The organism is Mycolicibacterium thermoresistibile (genome assembly GCF_900187065.1).
Classification (GTDB): domain Bacteria; phylum Actinomycetota; class Actinomycetes; order Mycobacteriales; family Mycobacteriaceae; genus Mycobacterium; species Mycobacterium thermoresistibile.
In genome coordinates, this window is sequence record NZ_LT906483.1 from 4,874,764 (window position 1) to 4,898,502 (window position 23,739).

A 23,739-nucleotide genomic window follows, 5' to 3' on the forward strand; every position below is an offset into this window, starting at 1 on the left:
CGAAGAGTCGGTCGCCGTTGCTCGGCAAACCCGGTCAGCTCGGCGCGTTGGCCTTCACCGCCGCCAGCGCATCGGCGCTGAGCTGGGCCAACTCCTGAGCCTCAGCCACCGTCAACGCGGACGCGTAGATCTGGGCCATCCGCCGATTGGTTGCCTGCTCGACCTCGGCGTAACGGTCCTTCTTGTCCGTGCCCTCGGGGTACGGTTCCGGCCAGCCGAACATCTGTGCGTACTGGCGACCCTTGTTGAGCATGTGCGCCTCGATCGGGCTGATGTCGGACAGGGTGAGCGCATTGAAGTGCAGACCCGCGCGCAGCTCCCGCAGCACGAACATGACCTGCAACGCGCGGGCCGGAGCATCGTCGGCCAACGGCATGGTCCGCCAGCCGGCGAACAGCGGGACCCCCGCGGGCGGCGCCGCGGCGATCACCTTCTCCCCCAACCCGGCGAGACGGTCCAGGCCATCGGCACCCGACAGGTACTTGCGGCCGAAGTCGGCGGTCTGCGCCCAATACCGCTGGGCCGCACCCTCGGCGCCGTGCACGGCGACCCCCTCGTCCCACAGTGCCGCCAGGCCGGTGGGCTCGAACACCACGAACACCGACGCCACCGTCGCCCCGCTGGCCTGGCCCAGCACCCCGCCACGCCCGGCGACGTACCCGGCCAACGGATTCTGGTAACCGGCGGCCTGGCTCGCACTGAACGTCTCCGGGTGCAACATGAACAACGCAACGGCCTGCTCCATCGCCGCTCCCGCGTCCGCAACGGCTTTCGTCATGTCGGTGTCGCTCATCGCACGTCCTCTTCCTTCGGCCTTCGGCTTTCTCTCATCCTGACATGCACCCCGGGGACACCTCGATCGAGCCGTCCCCGGGCGGGCGGCCAGGATCGACCTTGTCTGCGCTTTGGGTTCGACGGTTTCGCCGTGGCCGTGAGCCGACCGTTCCCGGACCGCCCGCGCGGCCGTCGAGTGCGTGTACGTGCTTGTCAGACAAACGGATCGGCTGTGTCACCGTGAACCGACACCCTCCCCACCGCTGCGGGGCTAGAGTGAACCCGCGAATGCGCCGCCCGGCATCGTCACCGTGTCGCGACAGCGCACCACCTGTTCGAACGTTCAGAGGACGCCGGATGATCAGCTGGATGAGCCGGCGCGCGAATGCGGCGGCGGCGCTCGTGGCGGCGCTCGTGGCGATGCCCGCTCTGATCACCGCCTCCGCATGCTCGTCGAGCAACTCTCCTCCGCCGCGGCCCGGCACCACCGGCGGTGCGGCCGCTGACGACGTCTCGGCCATCGCGGTTCAGACCTACGTCTACACCTACCCGCTGGTGGCGGTCGAGGTCACCCGACGCCAGTCGACCAACGTTGCGGCTACCGACCCGTCGACGGGCGCAGCCCCGATGAATCAGCTTGCCCACCTGGGGTTTCTGCCGACAGCCGAGTTCACGGGAGTGGTGCGGCCCAACGTCGACACGCTGTACACCTCGATGTTCTTCGATGTGTCGGCCGAGCCGTTGATCGTCACCGTCCCGCCCATGGGAGACCGCTACCACCTGTTCCCGCTGCTGGACATGTGGACCAACGTCGACGCCTCACCCGGGACCCGCACCGTCGACGACGCCGGCACCGGTTATGAGTTCGCGATCGTCGGGCCGAACTGGCACGGTGACCTGCCCGAGGGTGTGCGGGAGTACCGGTCGGCCACCGACGCGGGCTGGATGATCGGCCGGATCCAGGTCAACGGCCCCGAGGACATGCCCGCGGTCATCGACCTGCAGAACGCGATGACGGCGGTTCCGCTCAGCGCCCACGGCACCCCCTACGAGCCACCCGGCAACGCTGACCTGCGGCCGGACTGGCCCCGGGGCCGGGAGGTGTCCCGCTACATTCACGACCTGTCGCCACAGCAGTACTGGGACCTGTTCTATTCGGGGCTCTCCCACGATCAGCCCCGGCCCGGCGACGAGGTCCTGCTGGAGCGGCTCGCCGCCGTCGGTTGGAGTCCGACCGAGAAGCTCGATCTGGCGCAGCTTCCCGACGACGAGCGCGACGTCTGGGAGCAGGCCTGGCCGCAGGCGTTGAGCCAGATCGAGGTGGACCTGGGCAGCGAGGAGGTCAACGGGTGGCTGCTCGCCCGCACCGGCCTGGGGGATTACGGCACCGACTACGCGACCCGCGCCGTCGTCGCACACGGCGGGCTGGGCGCCAACCTGCCCTCCGACGCCGTGTACCCGACGGTCCGCGTCGATGACACCGGTGCCCAACTCAACGCCGCGAACGACTATGTACTGCGGTTCTCCCCTGAGGATCTGCCGCCGGTGCGTGGCTTCTGGTCGCTGACCCTCTACGACGACCGCGGCTTCTTCGTCGACAACCCGCTCGACCGGTACGCCCTGCGCGGCGAACGGCTGACCACGAATCCGGACGGCTCCGTCGACGTCTACGTGCGGCACGAGCCACCCGGCTCGGACAGAGAGGCCAACTGGCTGCCCACACCGGAGACCGGCGACTTCAACCTGATGTTGCGGCTGTACTGGCCCGAAGCGGAGATTCTGGACGGCGGTTGGAATCCGCCACCGGTCCAGATCCTCCAGTAGCCGCGGCCGGCCGGCATCCCGCGGTCTCGAACGGCGGCGGGGTGGGTATCCCGTCTGCCATGACCGATGCCCCACCGCCCGACGAACGACCCGAGAACGCGGTCGTGATCTTCGCTCCCCTGCCGGTTCTCACCGTGACGATCGAGGACCGCTCGGGGGAGGCCGACATTCACGTCCACGCCGGCGGGCAGGGGGTCTGGCAGTCGCGGATGCTGTCCTCGCTCGGGGTGCCGGTGGTGCTGTGCGCCGCCGTCGGCGGGGAGACCGGCGACGTTCTCGGCCACCTGCTGCCGATCCCGGATGTCACCGTGCGCACCGTGCCGGTCAGCTCCCGCAACGGGGCCTACGTACACGACCGCCGCACCGGCGAGCGGCAGGTGATCGCCGAATCCCCCGGCAGCCCGTTGGACCGACACGAACTCGACTCGCTCTACGAGCTGACCCTGACCGAGGGCTTGAAACACGGCCGGGTGCTGCTCTCCGGGCCGCAGGAGTTCGGCACGCTGCCGGCTCAGCTCTACCGGCGGCTGGCCGGCGATCTGGGTGGCAACGGTTGTCAGGTGGCGGCCGATCTCTCCGGTGACCGGCTCGAGGCCGTCCTGGCCGGAGGGCCCGAGCTCATCAAGGTGAGCCATGAGGAACTGCTCGCCGACGGACGAGCCAAATCCGACGACGCCGCGGATCTGGTCGATGCCATGCGCACCCTGCGGGACGACGGCGCGGGCACGGTCGTGGTGTCGCGGGCGGGGTCCGCGCCGGCGCTGGCGTTGCTCGACGGTCAGCGGCCCGGTGGTGACGGATCCCGCGGCGGGTCGGTGGTCGAGATCGTCATGCCGACGTTGGAACCCGCCGATTCGGCCGGTGCCGGAGATTCCATGACCGCCGGCATCGTCGCGGCGCTGGCGCAGGGACGGCCGTTGCGTCGGGCGTTGCAGGTCGGTGCGGCGTGTGGGGCGCTCAATGTGGTGCGGCACGGTCTGGGCACCGGCGGCGCGGAGGCGGTGGAGACGCTCGCCGAACGTGTGGAACTGCGCGCATGGGAGGCAGCGGGGTGAGGCCGGTGACTGCGCGAACGCCGGGGACGACGGGGCCCGGGAGGAGGTGCGACACATGGTGGCACGCGCGCTGGTGACCAATGACGACGGCATCGATTCACCCGGGCTGCATGCGCTGGTGATCGCGGCTCATCGGGCGGGCCTGGAGGTGATCGTCGCCGCCCCGGTCGAGCAGGCCAGCGGTGCGAGCGCGGCGCTCAGCGCCGTCCGGCGCGACGGCCGCACCGTCGTCGAGCGCCGCGACCTGCCCGGCCTCGACGGTGTCGAGGCGTGGGCGGTGCACGCCCAGCCCGGCCACATCGTCGCCGCGGCGCTCAACGGCTGGTTCGACCCGCGTCCGGACCTGGTGCTGTCCGGAATCAACCACGGCGCGAATGTCGGGCGCGCCGTGCTGCATTCGGGCACGGTGGGCGCGGCACTCACCGCCAAGATCAGCGACACCCGCGCGCTGGCGGTGTCCCTGGATGTTGCGCTTCACCCCACCGGCACCCGGCACTGGGACACCGCGGCCGCCGTGGTGGTCCCGGTGCTGGAGCTGCTGTTCGACGCACCCCACGGCACCGTGCTGTCGCTCAACGTCCCGGATCGCCCCGCCGCCGAACTGCGTCGGATGCGCCACGCCCGGCTCGCCCGTGGCGGCGCGGTGCAGACCCGGGTGGAGGAGGTCCGCGGCGGCGGGGTCCGGCTGGCCGAGGTCGAGGTGCCCGACGTGCCGGAATCCGACACCGACAGCGCGCTGCTCGATGCCGGGCATCCCACGCTGACCGAGCTGCGGTCGGTCGAGGCCGACGACGGGGACCTGGTGCGTAAGTGGTTGGCCGGACAGCCGGTGGAGTTGTTCGGAAAGCACTAGCGCACACGGTTTCACGTCATGGATTGGGCGGTGGAGCGCCTACTGCCCGGTTCGGACTCCGGAACGGGCCGGCCACGGCGACCGTGCATCCGTTCTCGCACATCCGACACATCGGCCGCACCTCTGTGTTCGCACCTCGGAGTCGTGGTTGCGCCGGCGTGCGCCCGACCTCCGGCAGATTGCGGTTCCGCTCAGCGCCGTTGGGGAGTGACCCGCATCTCCTGGCCAGGATGTGAGGAGACCGTGACGATGACGGTGCCCGGGCCGGTCACGAACCTGGTGTTGGCGTAGCCGATGAAGCCGTAATGCCCGTCGATCGTCGACACGGCGGTGATGTCGCGGTTGCTGGCGGCGCCGGTGTCGAGGTTCCGCCATGCCGCGGTCACGGTGAGCGCGCAGGATCCGTCGTACACGCCGGCGTCGTACCGGATCACCGCGCGCACCCCGTCCTCGATCCGGTCCCCGACCTGCACCGGCGTCACCTGGGCCTCGGCGCTGGCCGTTCCGCCGCAGGCCGGTGACGCCACCACCGGCACCTCGTCGAGGTACGCCTCGGCGTACGCCGTGCCGGCCCCCGACCAGGCACCGGCCAGTGCGACGGCGAACAGGCCGGCCACGCGCAATGCGGTCATACCCGGATATCGCGGCACGGTACGCATGTGTTAGCCGCGGGCATGCGGCGCGCGCAGTCCGAGCGTGCGGCGACCGGCCGCGAGCAACTCGTCACGCAGGGCCGCCTCGTCGAGGTCGCCGTAGTCGACGCCGGCGGCCGCCGCGATCCCCGCCATCACCACCGCGGCCTTGACCCTCCCGCCGGGTCCGGGTTGGACGTCGCCGAGCAGCGCCATCTGCCGTTGCACCACCTCCGCCCAGTCCGGCCGGGTCCGCAGCAGCGCGACGACTCCCGGGTCGCCGGTGAGCAGGGAGATGACCTCACGGTGCGCCGCCGCCAGGGCCGCGTAGCCGCGCAGGAAGTGGTCGGCCCGGGTCCGGGCGCCGCGGCGCGCCTCGGCGGCCGACACGATCTCGGCGACCTCGGAGATGAGCGGTTCCATCACCGCGGTCAGCAGTTCGTCGCGGGTGCGGAAGTGGTGGTAGATCGCCGATTTGGTCAGGCCCAGGGCGTCGGAGATCATCTGCAGCGAGGTGCCGGCGACGCTGTGCTGTTTGAACAGTTCGATCGCGACCTCGATCAGGCGCTGCCGGGTCGGACCGGTGCCTGCGGACGCACGGCTGGTCAACAGGGCTGCCTCTCTGCTGATGGGCTTGCCGACACCGCTCACTCTAACCGACCATCCGTACAGGCCAGGTCTGTACGTTTGGTCAGGTACCACCTGTACGATTGGTCAGTCAGTCGCGGCGATGGGCCGCGGCGACCCCCGAGGAGAACCATGGCTTTCGACTTCGACCGCAAGGACCGCACGGCCTTCGACCTGTCCGGCAAGGTCGTCGTGGTGGTGGGAGCCGGCCAGAGCCCCGGCCCCGGGATGGGCAACGGACGGGCGATCTCGATCCTGGCCGCCCGCCACGGCGCGGAGATCGTGGCGGCCGATGTCAATGTCGCATCCGCCCGGGAGACGGTTGATCTCATCCGTGCCGAGGGCGGCCGCGCCTACGCCGTTCCGGCCGATGTCGCGAAGAAGGAGGACTGCCAACGCATTTTCGACACGGCGATGCGGACCAGCGGCCGGGTGGACGGCATGGTGTACAGCGTCGCGACGAATCCACCGTTCGACTCGGAGACGAACTCGATGACCGTGGAGAACTTCAACTACGGCATCAACGTCAACATGCTGGGTTGCTACTACTGCAATCTGTTCGCCGCTGGGTGCATGGAGAAGAACGACGGCGACACCACCGGAAGCATCGTGAACATCTCCTCGATCGCCAGTGTCAAGAACGAGCTGGGCCTCAACATCGGCATCATGCCCTACGCGCTGGGCAAGGCCGGGCTCAATCAGATCACCGAGCTGACCGCGGTCCAGTTCGCCGAGGCCGGAATCCGCGCCAACACCCTGATGCTGGGGCCGATCGATTCGGCGCTGGCCAACCGGGAGACCCAGTCACTGTTCGGTGTGGATGCCGACGAGGCCGCCGCCCGGCACAGCGAGGTCGTCAAGCTCAGGATGGGGCGTGCCACTGTGTGGGAATCCGCCTATGCCGCACTGTATCTGCTCGCCGACGAGTCACGGTTCATGACCGGACAGCAGATCCGGTTGGACGGCGGCGCCACGCTGGTGCGCTGAGCCCGTACGGTAGGTGGCCCGTTGTACGGTCCCGCCGAGCACCGCTGACCCGGCGCACGCTGTCGATCATGCTTCACCGGGGATCCTGATCACCCTACGGTCGGAGCTCGACACTGAAAACCCCAGGGGCCGACAAACTCTCAGCGGCGCCCGAGAGATGGATGAGTTTGTCTTCGCGGATCAACATGTACGGGGGACGTTTTTGTCGACCCAGATCCCCTCACCAAATTCCCGAACCATTTCGCGAGGGTCAAAGCGCATGGCTTCGGCATGGATGGCTGCCGCCGTATCGTCCGCCGCAGCCATCACCAACACCTCGATACCGACTTGATATCGATCACTGAAATCGTACGCCGTTCCACCAAGAACCAAGACAACAGCCGCCAAATGTACACTGTCGCCGCGGTGGTTGCCCTTAGCCCGATCTCAGCGCGGTGTAACCAGGCAATAGGTTCGCGGCGGATCTCGATAGACCATGGCTTCCACCTCATCACCGAGGTCGCGCCAGGCATCGGCTCCGCAAACCGCACCATTGGTGGTGCCGTCGATCCGCTCTGCCACCAGAACATTTGCGGCCGGATCGGTGCAGAGCACCGGCCTGACCAGACGGCCAACGTGGTAACACTCACCGGGTTGCAGGTTGAGGGCGAAGCACAGGGTGCGCGATTCATTCACCAGCGGAATGTAGCGAGTTCTCGGAAACGGGTTCTCCGGACAGGTGGCGGAGCCATCACCTTGGGACACCAGTAGAAAAGTCGCGTCCCTCCGATCACACTCGACCGGATCGATAGAAAGCCGGCCCTCGGCGTCGGTATCCGCAGTGATGCACTGGCCGACCTCGATACCGCGCGACTTCAGCCGATCGCCGATCCAGCCGACGAGGTGCAGTGCCCCCAGCAGCAAGAGCACCACGCCGGCCACGATGAGCCCAGCCCCCCTGCTCGCCGGCAGCGGTGTCAGATCGGGGACGTTCGGACTCGCCGCGAGCAACCGCTCGTCGTCCCGCTGGTGCCAACGGTTGTGAGCGATGCGGCGACGCACGCCAATGACCAACAGCAGCGCACCCAGGATCGGAAACAGGAATGCGCCTATCGCGGAGCCGATCCGCAATGTGTCGCCACCGTCGGCGACGAACTGCTCGAGCACGACTCTGTCCCTTACTTGGTCTCGGCCGTCGAGGGTAGAGGATTCCGCAAACCTGATTGACGGATTTGGTGATCTTGTCTGCCCGGCGGCCACGGCCCGTTATACGGTCAGGGCTGGAACAGGATGCCGTCCTCGGACGCCGCCGCCAACAACTGCGGAATCGTCAGTTCCCCGTAACCGGCGTGCACCGGCCCCCGCGCGGTCCCCAGAAACGGCACCACCCCGGGATCGGGCGTGACGTCGAGGTGGTAGGCCTGCACACCGGGCAGGTGGTACTGGAAGAAGTTCATCAGGAACGCCGCCAGGAAGACGGCGCTGCCGGTGATGCTCCTCCCCCACAACGCAGACGCGTTGTAGAGCGGGGTCATCGCGGCGGGGTCGCCCACCATCACGATCGGACCGTAGTGCGGTTTGGCGCCACCGCCGGGCACGAACGGCGGCATGAACGGTTGCAGGCCGGGTAGGTCGGTGGCCAGGTACGGCGCCGAACTGCCGTAGGTGCCGATGTTGACGAACATCGAGTCGGCGCCGTTGCCCGGCACCGTGGTGTTGATTCCGGGCGCCTCGAATCCGACACCGGCCATCCCGGTCTGCTGGGCGACGAACTGGGCCTGCCACCCACCCAGGGAATGGCCGGTGACGAAGATGTCGTCCTCGCTGTAACCCTGCCGCACGGCCTCGGCGCGCACCTGCTCGGCGAAGTCCAGCGCGTCGTGGAACGCCGCCGGGGTGGTCCCGGTGAACACCACCTGCAGATCGGCGATGACCTGGGGGATCACGATGAGCGGATTGAACAGCAGATGGGATCCGCCCGTCGTGCCCTGGTAGGCGATGATGATCTGCCCCTCCGGCGTCACCCAGGTCTTGGCCACGGTTCCGGTCATCAGATTGGTTCGCGACATCTGAAATCCGTTGACGGTGAACGGAACCAGATCGCCGGGCGTCGATCCGAGCACATAGGCGGCGGTGGACGCGTTGAGGAACTGTGCCACCGTCGGGGTCGGTTGGTCGATCGGGCCGGTGTAGGTCATGGTGGGCACCGCGGGCTGCGGCGGCGGTGTCTCCCACAGCCCCAGCAGCCGCTCGATCTCCCGGTACGTTCCGAAGATCAGATCGTTGACCGGCGCCAGGCTGACCGGAAGTGTCGGGGTGTCGGCGGAGGAGGTGAGATCGAGCGCCTCCAGCACGGTGTTGACGATGCGTGCCGGCAGTTCCAACAGCTCGGCCACCGGCGACAGCGGTTGTGGCGCAGTGGGTCCGGGCGCCTCGGACGGTTCGGATACCTCGGGCTCGTCGCTCGTGTCGGAGCCGAGGACCGCTCGCGGCACCAGGGCGTCGGGGTGTGCCCCCGGGGCGAGGGCGCGCTTCCGCACGGGAGGCGCCGGCGTGGTCACATCCGGCAGGTCGATCGGCTCGACCAGCGTCACAACCACCGGCCTCGAGGACGGCTGAGGCGCGGCCGCCGCGGAACGTGTGGGGCTGCGGTGCGGATCCGTTTCGGCCGCACCCGGTTCCGGGCCGGTGTTGTCGACAGGTTCGGCCGGCTTCGTGGCGACGGTCCGCAGCCTGTCGCGGTCGCGCAGCCTGGTCAGCGGTGTGTCGGCGCGTTCGGACCAGCGGCCGACGACCGGTCCGGGCGCGAACCCCGAGACGGCCCGTCGTGACGAACCGGCGAGCCCGGGCTCCTCCGTCACGGCTGGTCTCGACGTGGTGGCGGGCGTGCGCCGAGACCCGGTTCCGACGCGGCCCGGCCTCGTGCCCGAGCGCGGAACGGACGTTGTCTCACCGGATTTCGCGCTCCGCGTGGTATCGCCGCGAAGTGAGTCGCCGGTTTCGGAGACGCTCGCGGAACCACCGGTGTCGGCCCAGGCGACCCCGGGCGCGGGCGCACCCGCCACCGCCACCGCGACCACGAACGCCGCCGGGACGAGTGCGGAGACGTATCCGACCGTCCACCGTTCCCGTATCCGGGTCTGCACCCGCGCACCGTGTTTCACCGCCGACGGCTCCTCGCTGCTCGACACACCGGCCCGGCCGCCGGCACGATGACAACCTACATTGTCAGGTGACCGCGGTCACGCATCCCGGTGTTTGCTGTGCCGTCCGGGTCCCCGCAGCCCCGTCGGGAAGCCCCCGGAGCCCCCGTCCGGTTGGACAACCCGCCGTGCCCAAATAGGCTGGAGACCGGTGGGAGCAGCGTGCCGGCCCGCCTTCTCGTTGGTTCGTTCTGATCAGGAGGGGACGTCATGCGTCGGCTCCAGCCGATACCGGTGAAGACAGGGGCGGCCGCCGCGTGCCTGGCGCTGCTCGTCGGCGGCTGCGCGGCGCACGGGTGGGGCGCTCCCCACGACACCGACCATGCCCCGGAGGGGACTACGCCCGCTGCGCCGGTCTCGGCCCCCGCGCTGCCCGGGATGATCCCCGCCGCGCAGGGGACCCCGCTGGCGCCGGCCATGTCGCCGCCGGCCCTGCCGCTGGCTCCGCCCGCCCAGCCCCCACAGTCGTTCGCCGACCTGAACGCCCGGGTGCAGCAGGCGACCGCCGACGCCGCCGCGTCCGGAGCGGACATCACGATCGCCGTCCTGGACCGGAGCACCGGTCAAGCCGCGTCCAGCGGCGGCGACACCCCGTTCCCGATCGCCTCGGTGGTCAAGCTCTTCATCGCCGATGACCTGCTGCTGCAGGAGTCGGAGGGAAAGACCCAGTTGTCCGACGCCGACCGGGCGGCGCTCGACCTCATGCTGCGCTCGTCAGACGACGGTGCCGCGCAGATGTTCTGGGACCGCAACGGCGGTAACGCGGTCATCTCCCGCATCGTGGCCCGGTACGGGCTTACCGGCACCACCCCGCCCTACAACGGCCACTGGGACGTCACCCTGAGCACCGCCAACGACCTCATCCGCTACTACGACAAGTTGCTTGACGGCTCAGGTGGGCTGCCGCGCGAGCAGGCCGCGATCATCATCGACAACATCGCCCGGTTCACCCCGTCGGGGGTCGACGGCTACCCGCAGCGGTTCGGCATCCCCGACGGGCTCCACGGCGAACGGGTTGCGGTCAAACAGGGATGGTTCTGCTGCTGGAACGGCGCCAACCAGTTGCACGTGTCCAGCGGCACGATCGGACCCGATCACCGCTACGTGATGGTGATCAGCTCGTTGGATCCCACCAGTGAGGCCGCCGCCCGCGAGAACATCACCCGGGCGGTCAAGACGGTCTTCCCCGAAGGCAGGATCTGACCGATCCGGCCGCCGGCCGGGCGGGTGTCAGCGGCCCGGCAACGTGGTCACGTGCACGTGATCGAAGTGGCCGTAGCCGGAGCCCTGCGGCCCGCTGGGGGTGTAATAGGTGCCCCGCCAGATCACGTCCTGAACCCCGAACCGGGCGGCGTTGCTCAACACGAACGCCATGATCTCGTCGCCCAGGGCGATGCCCTCCGGGCTGTGGTGATTGGGGATCATCACGTCGATCGCCAGGCCGCTCGGATGCCACGGCAGGGAGTCCGGCCGCACCCCGCCGATTTCGGCGATCTGCGGGAAGCGGGCGCTGATGGCGCGGGCCACCAGAACCGTGTTGGGCTGCAGACCGGCTTCCGGCGCCACCCCCACGGGCAGCGACTCCAGGTTCAGATCGGCGCGCGCCGCGGCCAGCTCGAGCGGTGAACCCGCCCCCGGCACCGGCGCGGCCGCGTTCACGACCATCTGCTGCTGTTCGGGTGTCAACGCCGCGTACTGAGCCTCCGCGGCGGCGATCTGCCTCAGCAGATCCTTCCACTTGGCCTGCAGCTGTTCCTTCTCGGCGGCGGCTCGTTCGGCGGCGGCGCGGGCCTCGGCGGCCGATCGCTCCGACGCCCGAGCGGCACCGGCCGCGCGTTCACGTTCGGCGCGGAAGGACGCCAACCGCTCGGTGATCTGGACGGTGACCATCCGTTGGATCGCCAGCCGGTCGATCAGCTGCTGCGGGGCGGTGGCGGTCAGCGTGGCGCTGATCGGGTCAGTGCTGCCGCCCATGTAGGTCATGGCGGCCACCTTGTTGACGGCTTCCTGGTGGGGTTGCAGCCGGATGTTCGCGGCCGCCAGCGCCTCCTGGTCGGCGCGGTGCCGCTCCTCCGCCGCGGACTGCTCGGCCAGCTTGGCGTCCACCTCCCGTTGGGCGGCGGTGACCTCTTCCCGACTCTGCAACGCCTGTCGGGACAACTCGTCGAGTCTGGCCATCGCGTCAGCCGCCGGATCGGCCTGCACCTGCCCCATCGAGAGGGTCAGCACCAGGCACGCCGTCGCGATCCCGCACGCCGCGCGCCGTAGTGGCCGGCACACCCTGGTCACTCGAATGGTCACGTTCCTTGCTGTCTGGACGGGCGCTGTCCGGACCGGCTCGGTCCCGCCGGTGGCGCCTCGGACAGGCTACGAAGTGGCCCCGACCATGTCCACCGCGGGGTGCCGGAGACGGGTCAGGCGGCGCCGGTGCGGTCAGCGCTTGTTGAGCAGCCCGGCGTCGACCGGCACGACCGTGCCGGTGACATAGCGCGCGTCGTCGGAGGCCAGCCACGCGACGGCATTGGCGATATCGCGCGCCTCGACGTAGTCGACCGGTATCGCATTCTCCAGCGACCGGGCGATGGCCGGCTCGTACTTCTTGAGCATGCTGAGATCGCCGTTGTTGGCCATCGGGGTCGCCACGGTCGTCGGCGCCACGCTGTTGACCCGGATGTGGTGCGGAGCGAGATAGTTGGCGTACGCCCGCATGATCCCGATCACGCCGTGCTTGGCGGCGGTGTAGGCGATCATCCCGCCGCTGACGACCGGGGTGCCGATGAGCCCGCCGGTGGAGCTGGTCAGGATGATCGACCCGCCGCGGTCCTGCGTCAGCATCGTCGGCACCGCGACCCGCAGGGTGTTCCACACGCCCTTGAGGTTGACGTTGACGACGTCGTCCCACTGCTCGTCGTCGGTGGTCTGCCCGCCGGGCCCGATGCCGGCGTTGGCGACCACGATGTCCACCCCGCCGAGTTGGGCCGCCCCGTCGTCGAACGCCTTCTGCAGCCCCGCGAGGTCGCAGACGTCCACCTCCCGGGCCACGATGCGCCGGCCCAGCGTCTCGACCTGACGCACCGTCTCGGCGAGGTCCTCCGGCCGCGACATCTGATAGACCACGGTGGCGTACTGCTCACAGACGTCGACCGCGATGACGTCGGCGCCCTCCTCGGCCAGGCGTACCGCGTGGGCGCGGCCCTGACCCCGGGCGGCGCCGGTGATGAAGGCGACCTTACCGTCGAGTTTTCCCATGTCCGTCCTATCCGGGTGGTGTCGGCGAGTGGCCACGACCGGACCACCCGGGACAGTTTGGTCGATCGACCAAACTTTGGGCAACAGGTCGCCGCCGCTAACCGGTGAAACCCTCGCCCGTCGTCGACCGGTCGTGGTGGGTGAAGGTCAGCGGGATCTGCCGGTCCGCGGCGATCCGGTCGAGCATCGCGATGCGTTCCCGGGCCGGCGCGCCGGTGCGTTTGCGGTGCTCCCGGATCGGGTTGGCGAACGGCAACCGGTCCGCCAGCGTCGCCAGCCGGACGTTGAGCCGGGTGAGCCGTTCGACGGTGCGCACCCGACGCTCGATGTCGTAGCCGAGCCCGTCGTACATCGAGCCCTCGATCATCGCGCGGATCTGCTCGGCGCCGAACACCACACCCGCGGGTGCGAACGCGATGTTCGTCGTGATCTGGGTGGCGTACTTCGCGGCGAACTTCTTCACCGGGCCGGGCAGCGTCCCGGTCAGGGTGCGCAGATGTTCCGGGCCGGCCACGGCGTCGACGAGCTCGGCGCGCCACGGGGAGGGGTCGCCACCCCGGGCCAGCACGTAATTCAACGATTTGATGAGCTCGAGTCCGTTGGGGGACCGCAACTTCTCCGGGGCGCCCCACAGCTGCCCGGAGTATGACGAGTACTCTGCCAGATCCTCCAGCTGGTCGTGGGTCAGCTTGCGGCCGAAGGCGTGGTCGACCAGGCGACCGAGCAGCATGCCGCTGCCGAACCCGAGCAGCGAGGTGACGGGGATGGGTTCGCCGAACTTCAGGTAGACCCTGTCACCCCACTTGCGGCGTAACCCGCGGCTGGCCAGCGCATGCATCAACCGCACCCGCACCACATCCTGGAACGCATCGGAGCGCCGGTCGAAGATCTCGGGCCGGACGAACTGGGCGAACACCCGGGCGGTCTCGATGAAGCGGCGCGGGCCGTCGTCGGCGAACCGGCCGGTGGCGCCGGTGGCGGCGGAGATGTCGCCGGTCATCGCCGTCTCGTACACCGCCCAGCCGCGGATGACGGTGGTGGCCGACATGGTGGCGCCCATCGCCAGCATGCGGCCGCGTTCGGCGGCGGCGAGGTCGAACCGGCCGGGCAGGCTGTCGAGGTGTTCGAAGAGGTCGACGAACTCCGGCGGCGGATTCTTCACCGAGTCGATGCCCCGCGTGAGGGCCTGTTCGAAGATGGCGCGGGCCTCCCGGTGACCGAGACGTTCGAACGCGTCGACCACGCCGACCATGTGCTCGTCGCCCTGCCAGAAGTAGTCGTCACGCCAGCGGGTGAGGTCGCTGGGTTCGACCTCCTTGTCGATGTCGATCCAGTCGCCGAACATGGATTCGCGCATGCGCCGCCACTGCGGGGCGAAGTGGTCCCGACCCGGCGGTATCGGCCGCAGCGGTTTGTCCGGATGCTCGCGCCGATTGAAATCGACGTCCTCGAGCCGGATCTCTGAACGCTCCCCGGTCACCGTCATGTGTGACATCCCATCCCGTCGGCACCGAATCCGACGTTAGTTCTGTGCGTCGCCGATGTGAACAGCGGTTCGGCGGTCAGAAGCCGAACCGGAGGTCACGCGACCTGGCTGACGTGGGCGGCCGATTCGCCGATGGTGGCCTCGGCGTCGGCGCCGATCATGGTGCGCAGCAACTTCTGGTGCTGACGGCGGCCCCGCTGGTCGGCCCGCTCCAGCCCGCCCGGCAGGGTCAGCGCGGCCACGCTGCGGGCGAGGTTGAGCGGCAGCCGCAGCATCGGGTACCAGGGCGGTGCGTAGTACGGCAGCCCGAGCTCGCGCACCGTGCGCGGGCCCAGGAACGCGCTGGCGATCGACAGGTGCTGAGCCCTCGCGAACCGGCGCCGCAACCCGGGCAGGGTGTCGTAATGCCAGCGCAGCGGGTCATCGACCATGGGTGCGGCCAGTTGCCGGCTGGACTCGTCGGGTTCGGCGAGCGCGGAGAGGGTGTGCGCCAGCACCCGGATGGCGTCCCGGAAGTTCCGCGGCAGCCACCGGTCCTCCACGCCCATCAGCCAGCCGACGTAGCGGGTGAGGTGGGCGACGGCGTCGTACTCCGACGGGGAGAGCACCACCCCCATTCCGATGGCCCCGACCGCGGGCGCCACCAGGGCGCCGACCAGGGTTGCGGCCATGTCGGTCTGGTTGATCGGCACACCCCATTCGTCGGCGCGCCAGTCCGGCATGGCCGACACGTGACGACGCACGAACGAGTGGATCAACCGCACCCGGAGGGTGGATCGGTAACCGACCCCGAGCGGTTCGAGCCCGCCTTCGGCGATGACGTCCAGGGCCCACTGCATGGTTTCGGCGAACCGCTTGTTGGAGCCCTTCTCCAGCGCGCCGGTGCGCAGCAGCGTCTTGTTGAAGCCGGAGAACTGGTAGCCGCCCAGCAGGGATACGTCGCGGGCGATGTACATGCCGTCGGCGCCGCCGCGGCGCAACGCGCGTTGACCCTTGCGCACGACATCGAGGTCAACCCAATCCGGCAGCGGTTCATAGGTTTCGAAAAACCCGCGGAGGAGCTCCGGGGCGTCCGGGACGCTCTGGATGCCGTCGCTGAGCGCGCGGTCGAACAGCATGCGCGCCTGCTCCGTCCCGGTGGCGACCATCCACTCGACCACCCGGTCCATCGGCTCGTCACCGACGGTGAGCCGCTCGCCGAGCAGCTGCCACTGCTGCGGTGTGGGGTTCTTGATCGCGAGGGCTGTCGCGGTGGCGCGCACACCGGCCGGGATCGGCCGCGGCCGGTCCGGGTGGCGTGTCGGAATGGGCACGCCCATGGAATTCCTCCTCGACCCCCCCCTGTTGACAACATGTGTAGTCAACATAAGGTCGGTGTTCGGCGGCTGTCAACGAAGCATCGAGGTCCTCCCATGGCACCCAGCGCACCGGTCGCGAACCCGCTGGAACAGTTGACTCTCGAGCAACTGCGGCTCCGGACGAGCATGAAGTGGCGGGTGCATCCACCGGATGTGCTGCCGCTGTGGGTGGCCGAGATGGATGTGCCGTTGGCCGACCCCATCGCCGAGGCGCTCACCACCGCCGTGGCGCGCGGGGACACCGGATATGCGGCCGGAGCGCGCCGGTACGCCGAAGCCTTCGCCGGGTTCGCGGCGCGCCGCTGGGGATGGTCCGGGCCGGCGGCCGAGCACACCGCGATCGTGCCGGACGTGATGCTCGGGATCGTCGAGGTCTTGAAGCTGATCACCGACCCCGGGGACGCGGTGGTCGTCAACGCGCCGGTCTACCCGCCGTTCTATGCGTTCGTCACGCACGCCGGACGCTGCGTGGTCGAGGCACGGCTCGGCGCCGACGGCCGGATCGACCCGGCGTCGCTGGAGGCGGCGTTCGGCACCGCCGCCGGGATCGGCGACCGGGCGGCCTATCTGTTGTGCAGTCCGCACAATCCGACCGGCGCCGTGCACACCGCGGACGAACTCGCGCACGTCGCAGCGCTGGCGAGCCGGTATGGGGTGCGGGTGATCTCCGACGAGATCCATGCGCCGCTGGTCCTGCCGGGCGCGAGTTTCACACCGTACTTGAGCGTCCCGGGCGCCGAGGACGCCTTCGCTGTCACCTCGGCGTCGAAGGCGTGGAATCTCGCCGGCCTCAAGGCCGGGCTCGTGATCGCCGGCCCCGACGCGGCGGCCGACCTGGACCGGATGCCCGAGGAGGTCAGCCACGGTCCCAGCCATCTCGGTGTGATCGCCCACACCGTCTCCTTCGCTGAGGGTGAGCCGTGGCTGGATGCGCTGCTGGCCGGCTTGGCGGCGAACCGCGACCTGTTGGGCCGGCTGCTCGCCGAGCGGCTGCCGCTCGTCGGCTACACACCACCGCAGGGCACCTACCTGGCCTGGCTGGACTGCCGCCGGCTCGGGCTGGACGAAGCCGGTGGCGGTGACGGTCCCGGCATCGTGTCCGAACTGGCCGGCCCGGCGCGGGTGTTTCTCGATCAGGCGCGGGTTGCGCTGAGCTCCGGGCACGTGTTCGGTTCCGGCGGCGCCGGTCATGTCCGGCTGAACTTCGCCACCTCGCAGGCCATCCTCACCGAGGCGATCACCCGGATGAGCACGGTGCGGGCCGCCCGATGCGAGTGACGCCGCGGTCCCTCCGGGTGTGCATCGCAGCTCTTGTGCTGGCCGCGGCGGTGTCCTGCGGTGCCGTTCCCGCGCCCGATCGGGTTCCGAGCCCGACGGCTTCTCCGGTACCGGCTCCTGCTTCGGATCCTGCTCCGGCCGGGGCGGCGGAGCGGATCGCCGCTGCGCGGTACGACTTCGGGCCGGTGATCGGGCAGGTGGACGATGCGGTCGCGGTGCGCCGGCTGCCGGGGGCGGTGGTGCAGATCGGCCACGCCGGCGAGGTGGTCTTCCGGCAGGCGTTCGGCTCTCGAAAACTCGCCGGTGAGCCGGGACCGACCGGCGAGCCCACGCCGGCCGAGCCGATGACCGAGGACACCATGTTCGACCTGGCCTCGTTGACGAAGAGCCTGGCGACCACGGTGGCGGTGCTGCAGCTCGCCGAGCAGGGCCGGCTGCGGGTCGATGATCCGGTGCAGAGCCATCTTCCGGAGTTCAACCCACAGCACGACCCGCGCCGGGCCCGGGTGACGCTGCGGATGCTGCTCACGCACACGTCCGGGATCGCCGGGGACCTGAGCCTGGACGGGCCGTGGGGGCTGGACCGGCCCGACAAGGCCGAAGGGGTGCGCCGCGCGCTCGGGGCGTGGGTGGTGCACGAACCCGGCCGACTCTTCCACTACTCCGACATCGGTTTCATCCTGCTGGGCGCGATCGTCGAGAAGCTCACCGGCGAGCCACTGGACGTCTATGTGACCGAGAACGTGTTCGCACCCTTGGGGATGGCCGACACCCGCTATCTGCCGGTGTCGAAGGCGTGCGGGCCGATCCGGATGGTCGGGAACGCGGTCGTGGAAGACGAATCCGCCGAGCCCACACCCTGCGGTGAGGACAGGTGGAGCACATCGTTGCGGGCGCGCATCGCGCCGACGTCCTGCGACGGCGACACCCCGGACCTCAACCCGCACCGCGGGCGGCTGCTCCGCGGCACGGTGCACGACCCCACAGCGCGCCGCATGGGCGGGGTCTCCGGCAGCGCCGGGGTGTTCTCGACCGCGGCGGACGTCGGCAGCTACGCGCAGGCGCTGCTCGACCGCCTCGCCGGACGGCCGAGCCGGTTTCCGCTGCGCCGCTCGACACTGCAGATGATGACGTCACCACAACAACCCGGCCACGCTCCGGGACAGCTGGATGTGGCGAACAAGGCCGCCCGGGAGGCGGTGCTATCTGCGTCGGACGATCCCCTGCTGGCGCCGGACTATCCGGCGGTCCCGGGCCGAGATCTGCGCGGGTTCGGCTGGGACATCGACACCAATCAGTCCCGGCCGCGCGGCAGCGTCTTCCCGGTCGGCAGCTTCGGGCACACCGGCTTCACCGGGGTGACGCTGTGGATCGACCCGGGCTCGGACACCTACGTGGTCGTGCTCGCGAACGTGATTCACCAGCCGGGCGGCCCACCCGTGGCGCCGCTGAGCGGCCGGGTCGCCACGCTCGCGGCCCGGGCGCTGCATCTGTACGGAACCTAGACCCGTACCCGCGCACCCGCGCGGCAACACCTTTAACACAATTCACTTTGTTAACATCGCGCGATGCGGGATGCTCCCGAGGAGTCTGATCTGTCGATGTCTCGGTCGATATCCCGGCGTGACGCGCTGCGCTTCGCCGCCGGAGCAGCGCTGGCCGGCATGGGCGCGGCGGCAGCGGGTTCCGGTGCGCCGTCAGCGTCGGCGGCACCTCCCACGCTGATCGATTTCGCCATGCGGCAGATCCCGCCCGAGGCCATCCGGGCTGCGGGGCATGCCGGCGTGATCAACTACGTGTCCACATCCCGGCCGGGTTCGAACTTCGGGGCCAAGCCGATCACGCTGCCCTACGCCAAGGCGCTCACCGCCGCGGGGCTGGTCATCGTCAGCAACTACCAGTACGGCAAGCCCGGCGGCACCGCACCGTCGGACTTCACCCGGGGGTTCGCCGGGGGTGTCGCCGACGCCCGCACCGGCTGGCACCACCACACCGCCGCCGGTGGCGGGCAGAGCGCGCCGATCTACTTCAGCGTCGACGACGACATCGATCGCCACACCTGGAACACGCTGGCACTGCCGTGGTTTCGCGGAATCAACTCCGTTCTCGGCGTACAGCGCACCGGTGTGTACGGGGGAATCAACGTGGTGCAGTGGGCCATCGAGGACGGCGTCATCGGGTTCTCGCGGGTGCAGGGCCGCCGGTGGGCGTGGCAGACCCGGTCCTGGTCGCGCGGACAGATCCACCCGGCCGCGGTGCTCTACCAGCGCATCATCGACACCCCGTCGAATCCCGGACCGGTGGTCGGCGGAATCCGCGTCGACGTCAACGACGTGCTGGCCGCCGACGTCGGGCAGTGGAACCTGCACCCCTGAGACCGGAGTTCGTCGCCGGCCACCGACGTCGGCCTGCAGACAGAGCAGCAGCGTCACGCGATGGCCCAGCTGCTGATCGACCACCTGGGTGTGAACACGACCGATACCGCGAAGCGCCGTCGGAGCCCTCGCAAACGTTGACCCCGGCAGAAGCGGCGTCTTGTGTACCTCGGCCCGAGTTGGGACGACGCCGCCGTTGCCGACCTCGAAGATCAGCGCTGTCCCACGTGTCGATGCAGGAAGTCGATCTGATCGGACACGATCTTTTCGAAGTGTGGCTCGAGATAGGGCTCGAAGTGCCTGCAGTCGTACACCAGGGCCTCACCACGAGGTATGCGACGAGCCACCCTGAGCGCCTTGTCCATTGGTGTCACATCGTCGTACCTCGCGACCTGGATGAGCGTGGGTGCGGTGATCCGCGACGCATACCGGCCCGGTGAGTAGAACGGTACGCGCAACGCGATGCGGGCAGCCACGTTGTTCTCGGTGAAGAGCTTCTCCCGATGATCAGCGGCCATCTGCTCGACGAGATCCATCGCCCCCGGGGAGGTCATCATGGCCAGTTCGCCCGGTCGACCGACGGCCGCCGTGCGGTGTGGTTCCGCGCCGAACCACGCACCTACCTGATCGCGAACGCCGGCGAGGAACAACCGGCTCACCAACCCTATCGGCTGGGCGAACGCCGACGCGGGCCCGTCGACATGGGGCACCTGCGCGATCCCCGCGGCCAGTTCGTGGTCGTGGGCCAGCAGATGCAGCACGTGTCCTCCACCGAACGACGATCCCCACGCCACCAACCGGGTGGTGTCCACACTGTCGAGGCTACGCGCGTAGGAGACCGCGGCCCGCCAATCCGCTTGCTGAGCTTTGATATCCAGGATCCGACGGGGTTCGCCGTCGGAGGCCCCCCAGAACCGGTAGTCGAACACCAGGACCGCATAGCCGGCCCGGGCGAAGCGGTCGGCGTAGGCATCGAGGCGCAACTCCCGGAAAGCGGCGAATCCGTGAGCCATTACGACAAGCGGCGGATTCTGCACCCCGTCGGGCCGGTAGAGCCACGCAGCACAGCGGTCCCCTTCGGAGATGAAGGTGGTGTCGTGCCGGACGTAGGTGTGTTCAGCCATACCTCTCCCCTGAATGATTTCCGGAGCCTATACCCCGGCAGGGCCTTCTAATCCGCGGGTTGCAGCACGGCCTGCTGGAAATGCCTGCAGGCCAGCAGCGCCAGTTCGACTTCAAGGCGATCCTCGCCGATCGGTCGGGCCCGGCGTTCGACCGCGCGGTTCACCCGGTACCGAACCGAGTTCGGGTGCAGCAGAAGCCTCTCGGCTGCGGCAGTGTAGCTCGACCCGACGTGAAGGAAGACGAGAAGGGTCTCCCGGAGCCGTGCATCGTTGGCGGTGTCGCTTGCGAGAGGCCCGAGGGTGTCGAGCACCCATCGACGGGTGTCCGCGAGATTCTCCGTCAGCAGCGCGCTGACGGAGATTCCGTAGTCGTCCGCGGCGGTGATGCGGGGCGGGATCGCCGACGCGGCAGCGACTTTTCGGGCGTCTCGTGCGCGGCGGTGCGAACGGCGGAAACCTTCCAGTCCGTCGTCCACGGTTCCCAGTGCGACATGAACACCGTTGTCGGCGGTTTCCGCGAGTTCCCGGATCGTGCGCACGGGCTCGGTGACCACGTGATTGATTGCCAGCCAGGCCCAGCCGCTGACGGTGTCCTCAGCGACGAACAGCGGGGTGTTGCGCAGCTGAAATGCTTCGGCGACCGCGCGGGCGAACCGCTCCAGCCGCAGCAGTTCACCACCCGGGAGATCGCTGCGGGTCATCCACAGGACCAGCGCGAGGTGGCGGCCCCGCAGGGGATAGCCCAGGGCAGCCGACGCGGTGTCGATGTCAATCGGTTCGTCGCTGTCCAGGATTTCACGGACCCTCACCGCGCGGATGTTGTTGCGGTGCTCCAGCCACCGTTCTCGCTCGGTGTCGTAGGTGTCGGAAACCTGCTGGGATATCCAGTCGATGTACGCGAAGGAGGTGCTGGAGATCCTCTCGTAGACGGAGAGCCTGAGATCCGGGTCGAGTTCGGTTTCCCTGACCTCCCGGAGGATCCGCTCCAGCATCTCCTGCTGGCCGAGACGGTAGGCCCGGATGAGGGCACTGAGCGCGATGCCGTGCTGGGCGGCGCGCCGGGCGTACTCGAGGGCGGCGGTGGGGGGTTCGACGCGGTCGAGGTCGATGCCGTAGCGAATGACGGTGAGGACGGTTTCGACGTTGCCGGCGACGCTGGAGCGCAACAGTTCGACAAGGCGGGGATCGCTGCGCAGCTCGTCGATGTCGGCGAGGATGCGTCGCTGGATGCGTTCGACGTCCTCGCCGGAGTTCTCCAGCAGCCGGTCCACGATGAGCGCGACCGTCGAGCTTATGTCGTCAGCGTTGTATCCGGACACCACCACAGGCTGCACTCTAGCGATTCTTCCTGCTGCTTATCAGAAGTCTTTGTATTCTGGATACAAACCCGCTGACGTGGTTCGTCGCCTGCGCACAGTGTGGCCGCTGTCGCCTCTCCCTACTGTCTCTGGCCATGTTGTCGCAGTCTGTGCACTTGGTGTCCCTGCCCGATCAGCGTGCCGCTTCGGCCCCGGCGGCGCCCTGCCTGGCGGACGACACTGTGGCACTGAGCAACGCCGAGTTCCGACACGCGGTCGACTCCGCCGCCGCCGTCCTACGCGGACACGGCGTCGGCGCCGGCGACGTCGTCGCGGTGATGCTTCCCAACACGGTCGATCTGGTGGTGACGCTGTTCGCGGCCTGGCGACTGGGAGCGGCGGTCACACCGTTGAATCCCGCACTGTCGGTCGACGAGTCCGCCTACCAGATCGCTGACGCCGGGGCGAAGGTTCTCGTCGCCGGCGGAAACCTACCCGCGCCCGCGACTCCGGTGGTGCGCCCGGCCGATCTGAAGACCGGGCACGGCCCGGTCGAGGTCGCGCCCCCGGCCGACGACCGCCTGGCGCTGCTCATCTACACCAGCGGGACGACGGGCCGGCCCAAAGGCGTGATGCTCGACCACGCGAACATCGCCGCGATGTGCGCGTCGATCATCGAGGCCAACGAACTCACCTCAGCCGACAGCAGCCTGCTGATCCTGCCGCTGTTCCACGTCAACGGGATCGTGGTCGGAACGCTGTCGCCCCTGATCGCCGGCGGTCACGTCACCATCGCCGGGCGCTTCGACCCCCGCACCTTCTTCGACCGCGTCCGCCGCAGCCGGCCGACATACTTCTCCGCCGTGCCGACGATCTACACGAAGCTGCTCGAACTCCCCGAGGATCCCACCGTCGACACCTCGAGCCTGCGGTTCGCCGCATGCGGAGCCGCCCCCGCCAGCGCCGAACTGCTGCAACGCTTCGAGCAGCGGTACGGCGTCCCGATCATCGAGGGCTACGGGTTGTCGGAAGGCACCTGTGTGAGCACCGCCAACCCCCTGAGGGGTCCCCGCAAGCCGGGCACCGTCGGACTGCCGCTGCCCGGTCAGCAGGTCCGCATCGTGGACGCGGAGGGACGCACGCTGGGCGCCAACGAGATCGGCGAAGTTCTGATCGCCGGGCCGACGGTGATGCGGGGCTATCTCAACCGGCCCGAGGAGACCGCGAAGACCCTCGTCGACGGCTGGCTGCGCACCGGCGACATCGGTTATCTGGACGACGACGGGTATCTCGTGCTCGTCGACCGCGCCAAGGACATGATCATCCGCGGCGGCGAGAACATCTACCCCAAGGAGATCGAGGCGGTCGCCCACCGACTGCCGGAGATCTCCGAGGTGGCCGTCGTCGGCCGGCCCCACCCGCTCTACGGCGAGGTGCCGGTGATGTACGTCGCCGCCGCACCGGGAGCGGTGGTCGACACCGACGCGGTGCGGCGCCACCTCGCCGTATCTCTTGCGAAATACAAACAGCCCGTAGCGATCAGGGTTCTCGACGTGCTTCCCAAGAACGCCGTCGGAAAGATCGACAAGCCCGCCATCCGCACGTTGGACGCCACCGCCACGCAGACCGCCTGACCC

At 69.2% G+C, this 23,739-nt stretch carries 22 protein-coding genes; 10 read left to right on the top strand and 12 right to left on the bottom strand.

Annotated elements, in window-relative coordinates; genetic code table 11:
* Positions 1–34: 34 nt before the first annotated feature.
* Entirely contained in the window at positions 35–793 is a 759-nt protein-coding gene (locus tag CKW28_RS23135; RefSeq protein WP_003925568.1) for an SCO6745 family protein, read from the bottom strand.
* Positions 794–1,143: 350 nt separating this feature from the next.
* On the opposite strand from CKW28_RS23135, the gene CKW28_RS23140 reads away from it, so the two are divergent.
* The 3 genes from CKW28_RS23140 to surE are packed head-to-tail and all read left to right on the top strand — an operon-like array spanning position 1,144 to position 4,506.
* The gene (locus CKW28_RS23140; RefSeq protein WP_064774566.1) at positions 1,144–2,598 is read left to right on the top strand and encodes a DUF1254 domain-containing protein; all 1,455 of its coding nucleotides are present in this window, start codon (positions 1,144–1,146) and stop codon (positions 2,596–2,598) included.
* 59 nt (positions 2,599–2,657) lie between these two features.
* The gene (locus CKW28_RS23145; protein ID WP_003925570.1) at positions 2,658–3,653 is read left to right on the top strand and encodes a 1-phosphofructokinase family hexose kinase; all 996 of its coding nucleotides are present in this window, start codon (positions 2,658–2,660) and stop codon (positions 3,651–3,653) included.
* Positions 3,654–3,711: 58 nt separating this feature from the next.
* Positions 3,712–4,506: a 5'/3'-nucleotidase SurE gene (gene surE, locus CKW28_RS23150; RefSeq protein WP_040547441.1), complete on the top strand. Its 795-nt coding sequence runs from the start codon at positions 3,712–3,714 to the stop codon at positions 4,504–4,506.
* A 191-nt stretch (positions 4,507–4,697) separates the two neighbouring features.
* Here surE and CKW28_RS23155 read toward each other — a convergent pair whose 3' ends face one another.
* The gene (locus CKW28_RS23155; protein WP_003925572.1) at positions 4,698–5,138 is read right to left on the bottom strand and encodes a hypothetical protein; all 441 of its coding nucleotides are present in this window, start codon (positions 5,136–5,138) and stop codon (positions 4,698–4,700) included.
* A gap of 30 nt (positions 5,139–5,168) precedes the next feature.
* Positions 5,169–5,747 (bottom strand): TetR/AcrR family transcriptional regulator, encoded by a 579-nt coding sequence (locus tag CKW28_RS23160; RefSeq protein WP_040547443.1) that lies wholly within the window; start codon positions 5,745–5,747, stop codon positions 5,169–5,171.
* Positions 5,748–5,897: 150 nt separating this feature from the next.
* Between CKW28_RS23160 and CKW28_RS23165 the strand changes: the two genes are divergently transcribed.
* Complete coding sequence (locus CKW28_RS23165) at positions 5,898–6,752, top strand: SDR family NAD(P)-dependent oxidoreductase (protein WP_003925574.1); 855 nt, start codon at positions 5,898–5,900, stop codon at positions 6,750–6,752.
* Positions 6,753–6,932: 180 nt separating this feature from the next.
* On the opposite strand, the gene CKW28_RS23770 is transcribed toward CKW28_RS23165, so the two are convergent.
* From CKW28_RS23770 to CKW28_RS23175, 3 genes are all read right to left on the bottom strand, one after another.
* The gene (locus CKW28_RS23770; protein ID WP_131588039.1) at positions 6,933–7,139 is read right to left on the bottom strand and encodes a hypothetical protein; all 207 of its coding nucleotides are present in this window, start codon (positions 7,137–7,139) and stop codon (positions 6,933–6,935) included.
* Positions 7,140–7,178: 39 nt separating this feature from the next.
* Complete coding sequence (locus CKW28_RS23170) at positions 7,179–7,898, bottom strand: LppU/SCO3897 family protein (protein WP_003925575.1); 720 nt, start codon at positions 7,896–7,898, stop codon at positions 7,179–7,181.
* A 107-nt stretch (positions 7,899–8,005) separates the two neighbouring features.
* On the bottom strand, positions 8,006–9,592 hold the full coding sequence (locus tag CKW28_RS23175; RefSeq protein ID WP_003925576.1) for an alpha/beta hydrolase fold domain-containing protein: 1,587 nt from the start codon (positions 9,590–9,592) through the stop codon (positions 8,006–8,008).
* Between the two features lie 163 nt (positions 9,593–9,755).
* Between CKW28_RS23175 and CKW28_RS24280 the strand changes: the two genes are divergently transcribed.
* Positions 9,756–9,947 (top strand): hypothetical protein, encoded by a 192-nt coding sequence (locus CKW28_RS24280; RefSeq protein WP_003925577.1) that lies wholly within the window; start codon positions 9,756–9,758, stop codon positions 9,945–9,947.
* Positions 9,948–10,144: 197 nt separating this feature from the next.
* Positions 10,145–11,137: a serine hydrolase gene (locus CKW28_RS23180; protein WP_040546969.1), complete on the top strand. Its 993-nt coding sequence runs from the start codon at positions 10,145–10,147 to the stop codon at positions 11,135–11,137.
* A gap of 27 nt (positions 11,138–11,164) precedes the next feature.
* On the opposite strand, the gene CKW28_RS23185 is transcribed toward CKW28_RS23180, so the two are convergent.
* The 4 genes from CKW28_RS23185 to CKW28_RS23200 form a co-directional block, all read right to left on the bottom strand.
* The gene (locus tag CKW28_RS23185; RefSeq protein ID WP_040546971.1) at positions 11,165–12,223 is read right to left on the bottom strand and encodes a coiled-coil domain-containing protein; all 1,059 of its coding nucleotides are present in this window, start codon (positions 12,221–12,223) and stop codon (positions 11,165–11,167) included.
* A 144-nt stretch (positions 12,224–12,367) separates the two neighbouring features.
* Entirely contained in the window at positions 12,368–13,183 is an 816-nt protein-coding gene (locus CKW28_RS23190; RefSeq protein WP_003925580.1) for a mycofactocin-coupled SDR family oxidoreductase, read from the bottom strand.
* 97 nt (positions 13,184–13,280) lie between these two features.
* Complete coding sequence (locus CKW28_RS23195) at positions 13,281–14,669, bottom strand: oxygenase MpaB family protein (RefSeq protein ID WP_003925581.1); 1,389 nt, start codon at positions 14,667–14,669, stop codon at positions 13,281–13,283.
* A gap of 95 nt (positions 14,670–14,764) precedes the next feature.
* On the bottom strand, positions 14,765–15,988 hold the full coding sequence (locus CKW28_RS23200; RefSeq protein ID WP_003925582.1) for an oxygenase MpaB family protein: 1,224 nt from the start codon (positions 15,986–15,988) through the stop codon (positions 14,765–14,767).
* A 93-nt stretch (positions 15,989–16,081) separates the two neighbouring features.
* Here CKW28_RS23200 and CKW28_RS23205 point away from each other — a divergent pair, with 93 nt between their 5' ends.
* The 3 genes from CKW28_RS23205 to CKW28_RS23215 all read left to right on the top strand — a co-directional run bounded on the left by CKW28_RS23205 (position 16,082) and on the right by CKW28_RS23215 (position 19,680).
* The gene (locus tag CKW28_RS23205) at positions 16,082–17,305 is read left to right on the top strand and encodes a MalY/PatB family protein (protein WP_003925583.1); all 1,224 of its coding nucleotides are present in this window, start codon (positions 16,082–16,084) and stop codon (positions 17,303–17,305) included.
* On the top strand, positions 17,296–18,810 hold the full coding sequence (locus CKW28_RS23210) for a serine hydrolase domain-containing protein (protein WP_081475503.1): 1,515 nt from the start codon (positions 17,296–17,298) through the stop codon (positions 18,808–18,810). The genes CKW28_RS23205 and CKW28_RS23210 overlap by 10 nt, the downstream gene beginning before the upstream one ends.
* Positions 18,811–18,873: 63 nt before the next feature.
* The gene (locus CKW28_RS23215; RefSeq protein ID WP_081475504.1) at positions 18,874–19,680 is read left to right on the top strand and encodes a DUF1906 domain-containing protein; all 807 of its coding nucleotides are present in this window, start codon (positions 18,874–18,876) and stop codon (positions 19,678–19,680) included.
* A gap of 212 nt (positions 19,681–19,892) precedes the next feature.
* Here the strand turns inward: CKW28_RS23215 and CKW28_RS23220 are convergent, their stop codons facing one another.
* Complete coding sequence (locus tag CKW28_RS23220) at positions 19,893–20,804, bottom strand: alpha/beta hydrolase (RefSeq protein ID WP_003925586.1); 912 nt, start codon at positions 20,802–20,804, stop codon at positions 19,893–19,895.
* Between the two features lie 47 nt (positions 20,805–20,851).
* A complete protein-coding gene (locus CKW28_RS23225; RefSeq protein WP_003925587.1) occupies positions 20,852–22,138 on the bottom strand; it encodes a PucR family transcriptional regulator in 1,287 nt (428 codons plus the stop codon).
* A 119-nt stretch (positions 22,139–22,257) separates the two neighbouring features.
* Between CKW28_RS23225 and CKW28_RS23230 the strand changes: the two genes are divergently transcribed.
* Positions 22,258–23,736 carry a class I adenylate-forming enzyme family protein gene (locus tag CKW28_RS23230; protein ID WP_003925588.1) on the top strand — a complete coding sequence of 493 codons (1,479 nt, stop codon included), beginning with the start codon at positions 22,258–22,260 and terminating at the stop codon, positions 23,734–23,736.
* Positions 23,737–23,739 lie beyond the last annotated feature (3 nt).

Coding starts and splice junctions, on each gene's coding strand:
- CKW28_RS23165 (WP_003925574.1), top strand. CDS start 5,898: ATGGCTTTCGACTTCGACCGCAAGGACCGCACGGCCTTCGACCTGTCC.
- CKW28_RS23200 (WP_003925582.1), bottom strand. CDS start 15,988: ATGGGCGTGCCCATTCCGACACGCCACCCGGACCGGCCGCGGCCGATC.
- CKW28_RS23230 (WP_003925588.1), top strand. CDS start 22,258: ATGTTGTCGCAGTCTGTGCACTTGGTGTCCCTGCCCGATCAGCGTGCC.
- CKW28_RS23205 (WP_003925583.1), top strand. CDS start 16,082: ATGGCACCCAGCGCACCGGTCGCGAACCCGCTGGAACAGTTGACTCTC.
- CKW28_RS23145 (WP_003925570.1), top strand. CDS start 2,658: ATGACCGATGCCCCACCGCCCGACGAACGACCCGAGAACGCGGTCGTG.
- CKW28_RS23220 (WP_003925586.1), bottom strand. CDS start 20,804: ATGGCTGAACACACCTACGTCCGGCACGACACCACCTTCATCTCCGAA.
- CKW28_RS23190 (WP_003925580.1), bottom strand. CDS start 13,183: ATGGGAAAACTCGACGGTAAGGTCGCCTTCATCACCGGCGCCGCCCGG.
- CKW28_RS23140 (WP_064774566.1), top strand. CDS start 1,144: ATGAGCCGGCGCGCGAATGCGGCGGCGGCGCTCGTGGCGGCGCTCGTG.
- CKW28_RS23135 (WP_003925568.1), bottom strand. CDS start 793: ATGAGCGACACCGACATGACGAAAGCCGTTGCGGACGCGGGAGCGGCG.
- CKW28_RS23155 (WP_003925572.1), bottom strand. CDS start 5,138: ATGACCGCATTGCGCGTGGCCGGCCTGTTCGCCGTCGCACTGGCCGGT.
- CKW28_RS23215 (WP_081475504.1), top strand. CDS start 18,874: ATGCGGGATGCTCCCGAGGAGTCTGATCTGTCGATGTCTCGGTCGATA.
- CKW28_RS23195 (WP_003925581.1), bottom strand. CDS start 14,669: ATGACGGTGACCGGGGAGCGTTCAGAGATCCGGCTCGAGGACGTCGAT.
- CKW28_RS23210 (WP_081475503.1), top strand. CDS start 17,296: ATGCGAGTGACGCCGCGGTCCCTCCGGGTGTGCATCGCAGCTCTTGTG.
- CKW28_RS23180 (WP_040546969.1), top strand. CDS start 10,145: ATGCGTCGGCTCCAGCCGATACCGGTGAAGACAGGGGCGGCCGCCGCG.